At 53.4% G+C, this 14,437-nt stretch carries 12 protein-coding genes; 8 read left to right on the plus strand and 4 right to left on the minus strand.

The genetic code is table 11. The features are described 5' to 3' along the window. The first annotated feature begins 8 nt into the window (after positions 1 to 8). Positions 9 to 1,001, plus strand: a complete 993-nt coding sequence (gene asnA, locus EHO01S_RS04590; protein ID WP_024522858.1) for an aspartate--ammonia ligase — start codon at positions 9 to 11, stop codon at positions 999 to 1,001. Between the two features lie 10 nt (positions 1,002 to 1,011). Here asnA and viaA read toward each other — a convergent pair whose 3' ends face one another. Both viaA and ravA read right to left on the minus strand, forming a co-directional pair. Then, positions 1,012 to 2,466 carry an ATPase RavA stimulator ViaA gene (viaA, locus tag EHO01S_RS04595; protein ID WP_024522859.1) on the minus strand — a complete coding sequence of 485 codons (1,455 nt, stop codon included), beginning with the start codon at positions 2,464 to 2,466 and terminating at the stop codon, positions 1,012 to 1,014. 1 nt (position 2,467) lies between these two features. Beyond that, positions 2,468 to 3,982, minus strand: coding sequence for an ATPase RavA (ravA, locus tag EHO01S_RS04600; RefSeq protein ID WP_024522860.1), 1,515 nt, complete (start codon positions 3,980 to 3,982; stop codon positions 2,468 to 2,470). A gap of 260 nt (positions 3,983 to 4,242) precedes the next feature. Here ravA and kup point away from each other — a divergent pair, with 260 nt between their 5' ends. The 7 genes from kup to rbsR all read left to right on the plus strand — a co-directional run bounded on the left by kup (position 4,243) and on the right by rbsR (position 12,165). Continuing rightward, the gene (gene kup, locus EHO01S_RS04605; RefSeq protein ID WP_024522861.1) at positions 4,243 to 6,111 is read left to right on the plus strand and encodes a low affinity potassium transporter Kup; all 1,869 of its coding nucleotides are present in this window, start codon (positions 4,243 to 4,245) and stop codon (positions 6,109 to 6,111) included. Between the two features lie 206 nt (positions 6,112 to 6,317). After that, positions 6,318 to 6,737: a D-ribose pyranase gene (gene rbsD / locus EHO01S_RS04610; protein ID WP_024522862.1), complete on the plus strand. Its 420-nt coding sequence runs from the start codon at positions 6,318 to 6,320 to the stop codon at positions 6,735 to 6,737. A 7-nt stretch (positions 6,738 to 6,744) separates the two neighbouring features. Next, a complete protein-coding gene (gene rbsA, locus EHO01S_RS04615) occupies positions 6,745 to 8,250 on the plus strand; it encodes a ribose ABC transporter ATP-binding protein RbsA (RefSeq protein WP_024522863.1) in 1,506 nt (501 codons plus the stop codon). Positions 8,251 to 8,256: 6 nt separating this feature from the next. Then, positions 8,257 to 9,237 (plus strand): ribose ABC transporter permease, encoded by a 981-nt coding sequence (gene rbsC, locus EHO01S_RS04620; protein WP_024522864.1) that lies wholly within the window; start codon positions 8,257 to 8,259, stop codon positions 9,235 to 9,237. Positions 9,238 to 9,260: 23 nt separating this feature from the next. Next, positions 9,261 to 10,148: a ribose ABC transporter substrate-binding protein RbsB gene (gene rbsB, locus EHO01S_RS04625; RefSeq protein WP_024522865.1), complete on the plus strand. Its 888-nt coding sequence runs from the start codon at positions 9,261 to 9,263 to the stop codon at positions 10,146 to 10,148. Positions 10,149 to 10,221: 73 nt separating this feature from the next. Continuing rightward, entirely contained in the window at positions 10,222 to 11,151 is a 930-nt protein-coding gene (rbsK, locus tag EHO01S_RS04630) for a ribokinase (RefSeq protein ID WP_024522866.1), read from the plus strand. Positions 11,152 to 11,157: 6 nt separating this feature from the next. After that, positions 11,158 to 12,165 carry a ribose operon transcriptional repressor RbsR gene (rbsR, locus tag EHO01S_RS04635; RefSeq protein WP_024522867.1) on the plus strand — a complete coding sequence of 336 codons (1,008 nt, stop codon included), beginning with the start codon at positions 11,158 to 11,160 and terminating at the stop codon, positions 12,163 to 12,165. Here rbsR and mdtD read toward each other — a convergent pair. Next, the gene (gene mdtD, locus EHO01S_RS04640) at positions 12,156 to 13,568 is read right to left on the minus strand and encodes a multidrug transporter subunit MdtD (protein ID WP_024522868.1); all 1,413 of its coding nucleotides are present in this window, start codon (positions 13,566 to 13,568) and stop codon (positions 12,156 to 12,158) included. The two genes, rbsR and mdtD, sit on opposite strands and share 10 nt — an antisense overlap. Positions 13,569 to 13,586: 18 nt before the next feature. Then, positions 13,587 to 14,279: a FadR/GntR family transcriptional regulator gene (locus EHO01S_RS04645; RefSeq protein ID WP_024522869.1), complete on the minus strand. Its 693-nt coding sequence runs from the start codon at positions 14,277 to 14,279 to the stop codon at positions 13,587 to 13,589. Positions 14,280 to 14,437: the final 158 nt, after the last annotated feature.

Here is a 14,437-nt window from a genome sequence, read left to right on the forward strand (position 1 = left end):
GTGTAGTCATGAAAAAATACTATATTGAAAAACAACAACAGATCAGCTTTGTGAAGCAGCATTTTTCTCGTCAATTGGAGCAGCGTCTTGGCTTAATCGAAGTTCAAGCGCCTATCCTGAGCCGTTTAGGCGACGGTACGCAAGATAACCTGTCCGGTCATGAAAAAGCGGTTCAAGTGAAGGTCAAGAACCTGCCGCAGGAGACCTTCGAAGTTGTGCATTCGCTGGCGAAGTGGAAACGTAAGACGCTGGGGATCTATGACTTTGCCCCGGGCGAGGGGTTATATACCCATATGAAAGCCTTACGCCCTGATGAAGATCGCCTATCCGCCATCCATTCGGTCTACGTAGATCAGTGGGATTGGGAAAGGGTCATGGGCGATGGCGAGCGTACTCCGGCGTATTTACAGGAAACGGTGCGTCAGATCTATGCGGCGATGAAGGCAACGGAGCTAGAGGTATGCGAACGCTATGGCTTAACGGCTATCTTACCGGCAGAGATCCACTTTATTCATAGCGAGACATTATTGCGCCGTTATCCTGAGCTGGATGCTAAGGCGCGTGAACGCGCTATTACCCGCGAATTGGGGGCGGTATTCTTAATGGGGATTGGTGGGCGCTTGTCGAACGGCCAAGCGCATGATGTGCGAGCGCCAGACTATGATGATTGGACATCGCTGGGTGCCGAAGGATTTGGTGGTCTGAATGGCGATATTTTGGTGTGGAACCCGGTGCTGGAGGATGCCTTTGAGCTTTCTTCGATGGGGATCCGCGTAGATGCGCAGGCATTGAAGCGCCAGTTGGCGCTCACGGACGATGAAGATCGTATGACTCTGGAATGGCATCAATCGCTGTTACGTGGTGAGATGCCGCAGACCATCGGCGGTGGTATCGGTCAGTCCCGTTTGGTGATGTTACTGTTGCAACAACAACATATCGGCCAGGTACAGTGTGGCGTATGGCCGCCAGCGCTGCGCCAGCAGATCCCTGCGATCCTCTAGTTTCCTGGATCTAACGGCGCCAGCGTCGCAGCAGGCGCCCTTTAATACTGCTATCAAAGCGCCAAATATAATCAAAGACTTTCATTATGCTGGGCTTGCCATGTGGCGACATGGCCACAGCGTGAAAGCTGTGGCCATTCTGTTTTTGCAACTGTTTGATTTCTCGCTGCGTCTCTTCGGGTAAACGTTGAGCGATAAAATCGGATATCACCACTGCATCTGCCAGTTGCCAAGTCGGCTGCTGTAACAAGGTCGTAGTTTGTACCAGACAACGGGCAAGATCGGTTCCACCGCGAAAGCGTTGGCTGAGAAAACGGATCGCCTGATCGATGCCATCATTTGCGGTGAGTTCGTACTGCACGATATCGCTGGAAAATAACATAATGTAGCAACGGCGATTATCGGCCAGCGCGATGCGCATCAATGCCAAGCAAAAGGCTTTGGCGCACTGTTCATGGAATCCTCCCATTGAGCCTGATGTATCGACACAAACGATGAAAGGCCCCTTAGGTTGCTGTTGATGGTGATGGTAAGTGATCATGCGTTGTACCGGCTGCTCTCGCCAGGCGTCGCCTTGCAGACGATAAGTCATCAGTCGTTTCTCCAGTAAGCGACGGTAGAACTCATACTCCAGCTCACTCAATCCCAGAATCGAGAGCTCGCTTGGCATGAGGCGTAAGATCTCGTCGCTCTGGTGGATACCATTGACCTCCTCTGGCATCACGGAGGGTTCTCGCAACAGAACATGGCGAATCTCTTGCTGACTATCGGTTTCCTCTTTAGCTTCAGCGGCGCGACTGCGCCCTAAGCGTTCAGCCAATTGCTGCAACTCAGGTTGTCCGGCTAAGAAGTCGCCATACTGTACCAACAACTGATAATCACCGTGTTGAGGTGTTGAGCGGCTGAGGTCCCACAGGCGTCCGGCGGCATTTTCATTTTCAGCCAATACTGGTTCGAGGGCTCCACTCAGTTGTAGGCGCTGTTGGAGCTCTTGCTGTAGCAGCGCGCGCTCCTCTTCCATCACTTGGTGATGGAGTGTCAGGGTGCGTGCGACCAGGCTGAGGCGCCAGCGTTGTAGAAACAGTGCTCGGAAACTGTCACTGTGGGGAACACGGCCTTGCGGGCACAGTTGATGAGACTCGTGGTGAAAGGGCGAATTCTGGTGTGCAAGCCAGGTGAGTGTCGCGGGTAGACTGCGGATGAACTCCCCCTTCCCCAAGAGAAGTTGATGTTGGTACAGCGTGAATTCTTGCGCCAAGTCATCGGGCACATTGGTTTCACTGATCCGTTTACGCAGCCGTCGTTGCCAACCGGGCCATTCCCGATCAATGAGGTGACGTAGGCGCGGGTGCTTCTCGAAAAATGCCGCCAACTGCGGAGCGGCGATGAGGCCGACTAAAAAGTCTTGCAGCAACTCGCTTTCATTCATGACCAGGAAGGCTTCGACGGCCTCGAGTGATGGCATGTCAGATAGTTTCTCCCTGCAAGCGCGCGGCCAGCGCGTTAAGGTGCTCTTCGACTTCGAGTAGGCTAGCTTCGATTTGTGCCAACCACTCATGACAGACGAAGAGACAAGGCTGTTGGCTGGCGAATTGTTGACGCTGTTGCTGTAACGTTTGGCGTAGTGTATCAAGGCCAGTCAGAATGTCGTCACTCGCCCGTTGGTGGGCGTCACCCGGTAAGCTCAGTAGACTGGATTGCTGGCTGATGTCGCGTACTTCCAACTGATGCTGGGCGGTAACAACAACGTCGACGCTTAGGGCAAAACCGATTCCATTGAGACGGGCGCGTAACTCACCGCCCTTCTGGAGCCAGCGGCTAAGGGCCGCCGTCTCGATGACTAGATGAGTGACCTGCATGTCATGCAGACGTAGCGGTTGTAGCAGTAGTAGCGTCGTCTGTGATGCCTTGAGCTCTTCCGGCAAGGTGTGTTGCGGCTTACGGTTGAAGAGTCCGGCTTTGGTTTGCAGTGTTAGGGCTCGAGTCTGTTGATAGTCACGTTGGCGTTGCAGCCACTGTGTCTCTAGTTGTTGAATTTGCAACAGCAGTGCTTGTTGATGATAGGCCTGTTGAGTCAGGAGCAACTGAATGTGCTGGTTTAGCAATTGGCGAGAGGGCAGATCATGCCAGAGGCACTCTTTTAGTAGGATCAGATCCAACGGTGCGACGTTATTGCGTCCGCTGAAGAAAGCGCAGGCCTGTAAGAGACGAACTGCTTTTTTCCAGCGTCGGTCAGAAATATAGGGCGCGTTCTCCAGTGAATCGATATGCTGGCGTAACTGGAAGATCAGTTCGAAGACGCTATCCGGTAGGGTGACGCTGAGCAATTGTTGTTGCCATTGTTGAAACTCTTCGCTACCGATGCTGAGGCTGGTGGGTACCGGGTTATGGCTGTCGTCCTGATGGCTAGAGATCAGCGCGCGAAAATTGCTCTTTTCCTGTACCTTGTCCAGCCACAGACGGATCAGCATGCGGTCATACAATGCCTCTAGTCCGCCATCGGCCTCCGGCAGTTCGTTTGAGGCTGTTACTAGTAAGCGTAAGGGTATCGCCTCCTCGCACTCACCATTGCGGAAGCGACGCTCGTTGATGGCAGTCAATAAGGTATTCAGGATAGCCGGTCCTGCCTTCCAGATCTCATCGAGGAAGACGATCTCCGCCTCGGGTAGGTAGCCCTGAGTCAGACGCTGATAACGCCCTTCATCTTTTAACGCCTGGATGGAGAGGGGACCGAATACCTCTTCGGGGGTGGAGAAGCGGGTCATCAGGTATTCGAATGCGCGCGCATCGCGAAAGGCGAACTTGAGCCGGCGTGCGATCAGGCTCTTAGCGATGCCTGGCGGACCGAGCAAAAACACGCTCTCGCCGCACAGTGCTGCCAACAGACATAGACGTACCGCCTGTTGCCGCTCATACAAACCTGACTCCAGTGCATGGCTCAGCCGAGAAATACGTTCGGCCAATTGGCGTGGTTGCGTCATACTAATCTCTATTCATGACATGGATGATTTTGTTGTATCTATTTATAAGGTATATGACCAGCTTTATTTCGCCCATACCGGTGTGGTTAGGAGAGAGTCTTGTGTACCGACACGCCATGCTGTTTGTTACATAATCGACGATATTCTTGCGGGTTTTACGGTGGGATTGCGAGGGTATTTATGCATACTGTGCAACCTTTATCTGCGCTCGGGATGTTAGCGCATTTATGGCTGACGGAAATTTCACAACGAAAAATGTTATGAGTACAGAACAGAAACGCTCACTGACCACAGTGACCTTGGCAGCTATCGGCGTGGTATACGGTGATATCGGTACCAGTCCCCTCTATACACTGCGCGAGTGCTTCGCCGGACACTATGGCTTCGAGGTGAAGCCAGAGATCGTCTTTGGTTTCCTCTCGCTGATTTTCTGGATGCAGATCCTCATTGTCTCGCTGAAATACCTGACCTTTGTCATGCGAGCTGATAATGAAGGCGAAGGCGGTATCTTAACCCTGATGTCACTGGCCGGACGTAATACCACGGCGAAGGTGACGGCGACACTGGTGATCCTGGGATTGATCGGTGGTAGCTTCTTCTACGGCGAGGTGGTTATCACCCCGGCAATTTCCGTGATGTCGGCTATCGAGGGGCTGGAAATAGCCGCGCCTTCGCTCGACCCTTACATCGTTCCACTCTCTGTGTTGGTGCTAACACTACTGTTTTTCATCCAAAAGCACGGAACCGGGAGTATTGGGCGCCTGTTTGCTCCGGTGATGGTGCTGTGGTTTCTATCGCTGGCGATCCTGGGAGGACGTAGTATCCTCGCCAATCCTCAGGTGTTACATGCCTTGGACCCGCGCTGGGCGATCAATTTTTTTGTCGAATATAAGAGCTTGGCTTTCTTCGCCTTGGGGGCAGTAGTGCTGTCGATCACCGGGGTCGAGGCGTTGTATGCCGATATGGGCCATTTCGGCAAGAAACCGATTCGACTGGCCTGGTTCCTGTTCGTCATTCCTTCTCTGATGTTGAACTACTTTGGACAGGGAGCATTATTGCTGACCGATCCTAAGGCGATTAAGAATCCCTTCTTTCTATTGGCGCCGGATTGGGCGTTGATCCCACTGTTGGTTCTGGCGACTCTGGCGACGGTTATCGCCTCACAAGCGGTGATTTCCGGGGTCTTTTCTCTGACACGTCAGGCGGTGCGGTTGGGCTATCTGCCGCCGATGCGTATCATCCATACTTCCGACATGGAGGCCGGTCAGATCTATATTCCGGCGATTAACTGGGCGCTGTACATCAGCGTGGTATTGGTGATCATCGGTTTTGAGCGCTCTAGCAATTTGGCCGCGGCGTACGGCATTGCGGTGACTGGTACTATGGTACTTACCAGCATGCTCTCTTGTACTGTGGCACTGAAAAACTGGCACTGGAACCGTTTCATCGTGGTCGTATTGCTGTTGGGGTTGCTATGCCTCGACGTGCCGTTGTTTAGTGCCAATGCGATGAAGATCCTCTCTGGCGGTTGGCTACCACTAACGCTGGGCCTGTTGATGTTCATCATCATGACGACCTGGAAAAGTGAACGTTTTCGCTTATTGCGCCGTCTACATGAGCACGGTAACTCCCTGGAGGCGATGATCGCCTCGCTGGAAAAATCGCCGCCGGTACGAGTACCGGGTACGGCGGTATATATGTCGCGTGCGGTGAATGTCATCCCTTTGGCAATGTTGCATAACTTAAAACATAACAAAGTACTGCATGAGCGAGTGATCCTGCTGACCTTGCGTACTGAGGATGCACCTTATGTGCATAATGTACGGCGTGTGACCTTGGAGCAACTTTCGCCGACGTTCTGGCGTGTTGTGGCCAGCTACGGTTTTAAGGAGACGCCAAACGTCGAGGAGATTTTCCACCGCTGTGGCTTGGAGGGATTACCCTGTCGTATCATCGAAACTTCCTTCTTCATGTCGCATGAGTCGCTGCTATTGGGGCGTCGGCCTTGGTATCTCAAGGCGCGAGGCCGTCTGTTTATGGCTTTGAGCCGTAATGCGCTGCAAGCCGCCGATCAATTTGAGATCCCACCGAATCGGGTGATTGAGTTAGGTACGCAGGTCGAGATCTAACCGTCTTACTCGCTTTCTCGCTAGCCTACTACGGGGTAAAGGGCGCCTTTCGGCGCCCTTTGTGATTAAAACCTTGTTTTAGCTGAATCGCTTTTGCCGCGAAACGTTTCGATATCGATCACATTTTTTTATTTTTCCCTTGGTTCACTCTCTTCCGCCCCTTACACTGAGTAGATGAGCGAAACGTTTCGCTGGTGGAGTAAGCGATGAAAAAAGGCACTGTATTAAATTCTGAAGTTTCGGCGTTGGTTGCGCGTCTTGGTCATACGGATAGCGTGACCATTGGAGATGCGGGGTTGCCGATCCCTAATGGGGTGGTGCGCATCGATTTGGCGTTAACCCACGATGTCCCACGCTTTATGCAGGTGGTGGAGACGGTAACGACGGAGATGCAGGTCGAGCGGGCCGTTCTGGCGCAGGAGATGGCGCAAAGTAATCCCGATGTCTATCAGCAATTGCTGGCTTGGCTACAGTTACTCGCTCAGCGCCAAGGAAATAACATTCAAATCGATTATGTCACTCATAATCAATTTAAGGTGCTGAGCGGCGAGAGTAAGGCTGTCATCCGCAGTGGCGAATGTTCCCCTTACGCCAATGTACTGCTGTATGCCGGCGTGACCTTCTGAGGCCATTATGCAACCGTTACTGGCGTTAAATGCGATCGATAAATCCTTTCCTGGTGTTAAGGCATTATCCGGCGCCTCATTGAACGTGTATCCCGGCCGCGTGATGGCATTGGTGGGGGAAAATGGCGCGGGTAAATCCACCATGATGAAGGTGTTGACCGGGATCTACCAGAAAGATGCCGGCTCGTTGCACTACTTGGGAAAGGAGACGGCGTTTAGCGGCCCGAAATCCTCTCAAGAGGCTGGCATCGGCATCATCCATCAAGAGTTGAATCTGATTCCGCAGCTTACCATCGCGGAGAATATCTTTTTAGGACGTGAATTTACCAATCGTTGGGGGCGTATCGACTGGAAAAAAATGTATGCCGAGGCCGACCGACTGTTGGCGCGCCTTAATCTGGGGTACAGCAGTCATCGTCTGGTCGGTGAATTGTCCATTGGTGAACAGCAGATGGTGGAGATCGCCAAGGTCCTGAGTTTTGAGTCTCGGGTTATCATCATGGATGAGCCGACGGATGCCCTGACCGATACGGAGACTGCATCACTGTTCAACGTGATCCGTGAGTTGAAGGCACAGGGTTGCGGTATTGTCTATATCTCCCATCGCTTGAAAGAGATTTTTGAAATTTGCGATGACGTAACGGTGTTGCGTGATGGCCAATTTATCGCTGAACGTCCCGTTAATGCTCTGACGGAAGATTCGCTGATCGAGATGATGGTCGGTCGTAAGTTGGAGGAGCAGTATCCGCGTCTGGATAAGGCACCTGGCGCGTTGCGGTTACAAGTAGAGCAATTGTCTGGACCGGGAGTGCATGCCGTATCCTTTAGCCTACGCAGCGGTGAGATCTTGGGAGTCTCAGGGTTGATGGGCGCTGGACGTACCGAACTGATGAAGATCCTGTATGGCGCATTGCCACGTACTCAGGGCTCGGTCACGTTGGAGGGACATGAGGTACAGATTCGCTCACCTCAGGAGGGGCTAGCCAATGGCATTGTCTATATTTCAGAGGATCGTAAACGCGATGGCCTAGTGCTGGGCATGTCGGTGAAAGAGAACATGTCGTTGACGGCACTGCGCTATTTCAGCCGCCTCAACGGATCGCTCAAACACGGTGAGGAGCAGGAGACGGTCGGCGACTTTATCTCATTATTCAACATTAAGACGCCGTCGATGGAACAGACGATCGGCCTACTCTCCGGCGGTAACCAGCAAAAGGTCGCTATCGCACGTGGGCTGATGACTCGCCCGAAGGTATTGATTCTTGATGAGCCGACGCGTGGTGTTGATGTCGGTGCTAAAAAAGAAATATATCAACTAATTAATCAATTTAAGGCGGATGGATTGAGCATCATCCTGGTTTCCTCGGAGATGCCCGAAGTGCTGGGAATGAGCGATCGTATCCTGGTAATGCATGAAGGGCATCTGAGCGGGGAATTCCCGATCGCACAGGCGACACAAGAAGTGCTGATGGCGGCCGCCGTCGGCAAGCAATACGGCGTTAAGCAGGAGTAATCCCCGATGAATAACCAAGTCTCAGTCAATCAGGGCGGATTCAGCAAAGCCCGGCTCAAAACCTGGCTGGTGGAACAGAAGTCGCTGATCGCCTTATTGGTGCTGATCGCGGTGGTCTCCTCCATGAGTCCTAACTTTTTTACCCTGAATAACTTGTTCAACATACTGCAACAGACATCGGTCAACGCCATCATGGCTGTTGGTATGACTCTGGTGATCCTAACCTCCGGCATCGATCTGTCCGTCGGATCGTTACTGGCATTGACTGGTGCGGTGGCGGCCTCCATCGTTGGCCTGGATGTCAACGCGCTGCTGGCCGTTGGCGCAGCTCTGGCGCTGGGCGCGGCGATAGGTGGCTGTACCGGTATCATTGTAGCCAAAGGGAATGTACAGGCCTTTATCGCAACCCTGGTGATGATGCTACTGCTACGCGGGGTCACCATGGTGTATACCGACGGTAGTCCGATTAATACCGGCTTCTCGGAACAGGCGGATCTCTTTGGCTGGTTTGGTATCGGTCGCCCGTTAGGTGTGCCGACGCCAATTTGGCTGATGATGATTGTCTTTGCTCTGGCCTGGTACATGCTGCACCACACGCGTTTGGGGCGTTACATCTATGCGCTGGGGGGCAATGAAGCCGCGACGCGTTTGTCGGGTATCAACGTCGATCGCGTTAAGATCGTAGTTTATGCCTTATGCGGCCTATTATCGGCCTTGGCCGGGGTGATCGAAGTGGCGCGCTTATCCTCAGCACAGCCGACGGCCGGTACGGGCTATGAGTTGGATGCGATCGCGGCGGTAGTTCTGGGTGGCACTAGCTTAGCTGGTGGCAAAGGGCGAATCATGGGGACGTTGATCGGCGCACTGATCTTGGGCTTCTTGAATAACGGATTAAACTTACTTGGTGTTTCCTCCTACTACCAAATGATCGTCAAGGCTGCGGTGATTCTGTTGGCGGTTTTGGTAGACAACAAAAGCAATAAATAACCTTACCTACAGGAATCGATGAGATGAACATGAAAAAACTGGCGACCCTGATCTCCGCTGCGGCGCTGAGCGCCTCTCTCAGCACCAACGCGTTGGCACAAGATACTATCGCACTGGTGGTGTCTACTCTAAATAACCCCTTCTTCGTATCAATGAAGGATGGAGCTCAAAAAGAAGCGAATAAACTGGGTTATAAACTGGTGGTGTTAGATTCTCAGAATAACCCGGCAAAAGAGCTGGCGAACGTACAGGATTTGACGGTACGCGGCGCAAAGCTGATGTTGATTAACCCGACGGACTCTGATGCGGTCGGTAATGCGGTGAAGATGGCTAATCAGGCCAACATTCCGGTGATCACCTTGGATCGCGCAGCCAGCCAAGGCAATGTCGTCAGTCATATCGCCTCCGACAACGTGGCGGGAGGTAAGCTGGCCGGTGATTTTATCGCTCAAAAACTGGGTACCGGTGCCAAAGTTATTCAACTGGAAGGGATTGCTGGAACCTCGGCGGCGCGTGAGCGTGGCGAAGGTTTTAAACAGGCCGTTGTCGCTCATAAGTTCGATGTTTTGGCTAGTCAGCCTGCTGACTTTGATCGAACCAAGGGATTGAACGTGATGCAGAATTTGCTGACCGCTCACCCACAGGTACAGGCTGTTTTCGCGCAGAATGATGAGATGGCGCTTGGTGCTCTGCGTGCTTTGCAGACAGCAGGGCGTAACGATGTTTTGGTAGTCGGCTTCGATGGCACGCAAGACGGCGAAAAGGCGGTGCAGAGTGGTAAGCTGGGGGCCACGGTGGCACAGCAGCCGGAGCAGATCGGTGTGATTGGTGTGGAGACCGCCGACAAGGTGATCAAAGGGGAAAAAGTCCCGGCCAACATTCCGGTTGATCTGCAACTGGTGACTAAGTAATCCGCCGCGGATCGGATCCGGGTAGCGCCGCCGCCGGTAACCCGGCGGTGGCAGAGAAGCAGGAATACAGAATATGCAAACGGGCAAATTGGTCGTATTGGGTAGTATCAATGCCGATCACATTCTCAAAGTTGAACATTTTCCCCGCCCGGGAGAAACGCTGACAGGTAAGGGCTATCAGGTGGCATTCGGTGGCAAGGGCGCTAATCAGGCGGTTGCTGCCGGTCGTAGTGGTGCCGATATTGCCTTCATTGCTTGTGTCGGTGCCGACGATATCGGTGCGCGGATCCGCAGCCAATTGGCAAGCGACGGAGTGAATATCTCAGCCGTTGAGACGGTAGCGGGGGAGAGCACTGGGGTGGCGTTGATCTTCGTTAACCAAGATGGCGAGAATATTATTGGCATTAATGCGGGTGCTAACGCGGCGCTGACGCCACAATGTCTGGTACGCCATCAAGCGTTGCTGACTCAGGCAGATGCCTTGTTGATGCAACTGGAGTCACCCATCGAGACAGTATTGTCGGCGGCGAAGTTAGCGCGGGTACATCACACTAAGGTCGTCCTCAACCCGGCGCCAGCGCGGAAACTCCCAGATGCGTTGTTACGGTATGTCGATGTGATCACGCCCAACGAAACCGAAGCCGAGTATCTGACGGGGATTCGGGTTCAGGATAATGAAAGCGCCCATCAAGCCGCTGCCTGGTTGCACGATAAGGGGATCGCCACTGTCATGATCACCCTTGGTCGGCGCGGGGTGTGGGTGAGCCAGGAGGGAAAGGGCGCGCTCATTCCCGGATTTCAAGTTCAAGCCATCGATACTATCGCTGCCGGCGATACCTTTAATGGTGCTCTGTTGACTGCGTTGTTGGAGGGACAATCCTTATCCGCCGCAGTACGTTTCGCGCATGCCGCTGCCGCTATCGCCGTGACGCGCGAAGGGGCGCAACCCTCCGTACCATGGCGCCGGGAGATCGATGCATTCTTGCAGGCCCATCAGGAGTAAGTGTACGTGGCAACGATGAAGGATGTCGCCCGCTTAGCGGGGGTCTCTACCTCAACGGTATCCCATGTGATCAATAACAATCGCTTCGTTAGCGATAGTGTGCGCCAACGGGTGCAGGCCGCGGTGCAGCAATTGAATTACGCTCCTTCCGCGTTGGCGCGCAGTCTGAAAATGAACCAGACCCATACCATCGGTATGCTGGTGACGACCAGTAATAACCCCTTCTTTGCCGAGGTGGTACGTGGGGTCGAGCGTAGTTGTTATGAGCGCGGCTATAGTTTGATCCTGTGCAACACCGAAGGCGATCCGGCTCGGATGAGCCAGAGTATGGAGACGTTGCTACAGAAGCGGGTCGATGGTTTGTTGATGATGTGTACCGAAAATTTCCGGCCGCCACAGGAGATGATCGCCCGTTATCCGGCGATGCCGACGGTAATGATGGACTGGGCGTTGTTTGATGGCCCTAACGATGTCATTCAGGATAACTCCTTTCTCGGCGGCCAGATCGCGACACGCCATCTGATCGAACGGGGATATACTCGTATCGCTTGCCTGGCGGGGCCCCAGGATAAGACCCCGTCGCGCCAACGATTGGATGGGTTCCTGTATGAAATGGCACAGGCCGGTTTACCCGTCCCCGAATCGTATATTCTGTTTGGTGATTTTGAGTTTGCTGGGGGAGTTCAGGCCATGCGTCAACTGTTGGCCTTAGCGCAACCGCCCCATGCGTTGTTTACCGGCAATGACGCGATGGCTGTCGGGGTCTATCAGGCGCTGTTTGAGGCCGGTTTACGGGTTGGCGAAGATGTTGCCGTCGTCGGTTATGATGACATTGAATTGGCGCGCTATATGGCGCCGCCGCTGACTACCATCCATCAACCCAAGGATGAGCTTGGTGAGTTGGCGGTCGATACCTTGGTCCACCGTTTGCAACATCCTACAATGGAGCCACAGACCCTGGTGTTGACCCCCCAACTGATCGCGCGCGGTTCCGTCGGCATCTGTCAGCGTTGAGACGTCCGTTGAGCGATATGACGTCCCTTGAGAAGGTGATCTCCGTCGGTGCGACTGAGTAGCATGAAGACACCGGCTGACAGTAGCGTTACCCCCCCCATCGTGATAAAGGTATAATGGAAGTGATTGACCAGCGTACCACTCACTTGGGTGTCGTAGAAACGGAGTACTGCGGCGCTGACGGCGACACCGAAGCTGATGGAAAGTTGTTGTGTGACGGCGAGGACGCTGTTACCGGAGCTGGCATTATGATCATCTAAATCACCCAGAGTAATAGTATTCATCGCAGTGAACTGGGTCGACATAAACATACCAAGCAGGAACAGAGGTAAGATCAACTGCCAAAGTGGGAGGTCGGCCGTCTGTAGCGCAAACAGGGCAATCATCATCCCGATAATCGACGTGACACCAACCAACGTATTACGGTATCCCAGACGGCGCAGTATCCCCGTGACCAATGACTTACCTAGCATTGAACCGAGCGCTGTAGGTGCCATCATACATCCAGCGATGATCGCGCTATAACCGAAACCGACTTGTAGCATCAATGGCATGAGGAAAGGGATACAGCCGGTGCCCAACCGTGAGGCGATGTTACCGAGGATACCGACCGAAAAGGTATGAGTACGGAACAGTGGCAGGGCGATCAACGGGTGAGGGTGGCGCTGGGCATGGACGATGTAGAGCAATAGTGAAGTCAGGCCAGCCGCTACCCCTCCCCAAGCATAAGGCTGAGGTAGCGCCTGTTCACCAAATAGTTCCATACCACACGATAATAAGACCAATCCAAGGCCAAAGAGAATAAAGCCACGTATGTCGAAGCCGCGCGTCGGTGCAGTGAAGTCGGGCATGTAACGCAGCGCATAGATAATACCGATGATACCGATCGGTAGGTTGATCAAGAAAATCCAGTGCCACGTGGCATAGGTGACCAACCAACCTCCGAGCAGCGGACCGAGAACCGGGCCGACTAAGCCCGGTAGGCTGATGAAGTTGAGTACCGGCAGCAATTCATCGCGCGGATAGGCGCGGAGTAATGCTAAACGGGCCACTGGCATCATCATGGCACCGCCGACCCCTTGCAAGATGCGGGATGCAACCAACATCTCCAGCGAACTAGAGAGGGCACAGAGCAATGAGCCGAATGAAAACAGCGAAACGGCGGCGATAAAGACACGGCGAGTACCCAATCGATCAGCTATCCAACCACTGATGGGGATCAGCATGGCGACCGTCAGAGTGTAGCTAATAATGGCAGATTGCATTACCAGCGGAGAGCGCTCCAGACTGCGGGCGATGGCGGGCAGTGCGGTATTCAGGATGGTGGCATCCAGCGCCTGCATGAAAAAAGCCATTGCCGCAATCCAGGGCAGGCCGGCCATACTCCGGGCGGTCTTGGTCATAGTTTTTCCGTTGTGTTTTTAGGCTCCGTCTATCCCCAACAGATCCTGACAGGCCGCATAGGCACCTTGTGCGTCGCTGGCCAGGATGGCATCGACGATCGCCTGGTGCTGCTCCAGCTTAACGACCTCATTACCGGTTACCGAACGGAAATAGCTCTGATAGACCGAGTTAAACAGGTTAGAGAACGACGTCAGGAACGGGTTGGCGCTCGCTTGATAGATCTGTTGATGGAATTGTACATCGACCCGGATCCAGCGTTCGCGATCAAAATGGCTATTCAGTTCGCGCATCTCGCGCATTAAGTCATTTATGAGCGCCTTTTGGGTACCGCTGGCGTGCATTGCTGTCAGTAGGCAGGCTTGTGGTTCGAGAGCGTTACGTAGTACTAAGAAGTGCTCTTTCACATGTTCGAAGTTTTCGCGAGTAAGCCACCAGGTTAGCAATTCTTGATCGAGAAAATTCCAACTGCTGCTTGGCATTACGCGAGTGCCAATACGAGGACGGGGAAGCAGCATGCCTTTAGCGGCCAGCATTTTGACTGCTTCACGCACCGCTGTACGGCTGACGCCATAGATCTCTCCCAATTCGAGTTCACCCGGCAGTATGCTACCGGCCTGATATTCACCGGACAGGATTCGCTGGCCTATCTTCTCGGCGAGAAGATAGGAGAGATTGCGCTGGGCGGCTTGTTGTTGAGCATTAAGTTGCATGGCTAGTCAGTCCTAATCGGGTACGTATATCAATCGATATTCTTATTTATTTTATCCTACAAAAGGGACGCTACGCTGCATTGTTGGATAAAAATAGGCCACAGCGTATGCTTTTTTGTGCTGGTTGGCGAAAATGAAGACGATCGCACATTTTTTTT

The sequence above is a fragment of the Edwardsiella hoshinae NBRC 105699 = ATCC 33379 genome (assembly GCF_000474215.1).
GTDB classification, from domain to species: domain Bacteria; phylum Pseudomonadota; class Gammaproteobacteria; order Enterobacterales; family Enterobacteriaceae; genus Edwardsiella; species Edwardsiella hoshinae.

Bases quoted from the DNA above. Each gene is read 5' to 3' on its own strand.
- rbsB (WP_024522865.1), top strand. From the start codon at position 9,261: ATGAACATGAAAAAACTGGCGACCCTGATCTCCGCTGCGGCGCTGAGC.
- rbsD (WP_024522862.1), top strand. From the start codon at position 6,318: ATGAAAAAAGGCACTGTATTAAATTCTGAAGTTTCGGCGTTGGTTGCG.
- rbsC (WP_024522864.1), top strand. From the start codon at position 8,257: ATGAATAACCAAGTCTCAGTCAATCAGGGCGGATTCAGCAAAGCCCGG.
- rbsK (WP_024522866.1), top strand. From the start codon at position 10,222: ATGCAAACGGGCAAATTGGTCGTATTGGGTAGTATCAATGCCGATCAC.
- rbsA (WP_024522863.1), top strand. From the start codon at position 6,745: ATGCAACCGTTACTGGCGTTAAATGCGATCGATAAATCCTTTCCTGGT.
- asnA (WP_024522858.1), top strand. From the start codon at position 9: ATGAAAAAATACTATATTGAAAAACAACAACAGATCAGCTTTGTGAAG.
- EHO01S_RS04645 (WP_024522869.1), bottom strand. From the start codon at position 14,279: ATGCAACTTAATGCTCAACAACAAGCCGCCCAGCGCAATCTCTCCTAT.
- kup (WP_024522861.1), top strand. From the start codon at position 4,243: ATGAGTACAGAACAGAAACGCTCACTGACCACAGTGACCTTGGCAGCT.
- ravA (WP_024522860.1), bottom strand. From the start codon at position 3,982: ATGACGCAACCACGCCAATTGGCCGAACGTATTTCTCGGCTGAGCCAT.
- viaA (WP_024522859.1), bottom strand. From the start codon at position 2,466: ATGCCATCACTCGAGGCCGTCGAAGCCTTCCTGGTCATGAATGAAAGC.
- mdtD (WP_024522868.1), bottom strand. From the start codon at position 13,568: ATGACCAAGACCGCCCGGAGTATGGCCGGCCTGCCCTGGATTGCGGCA.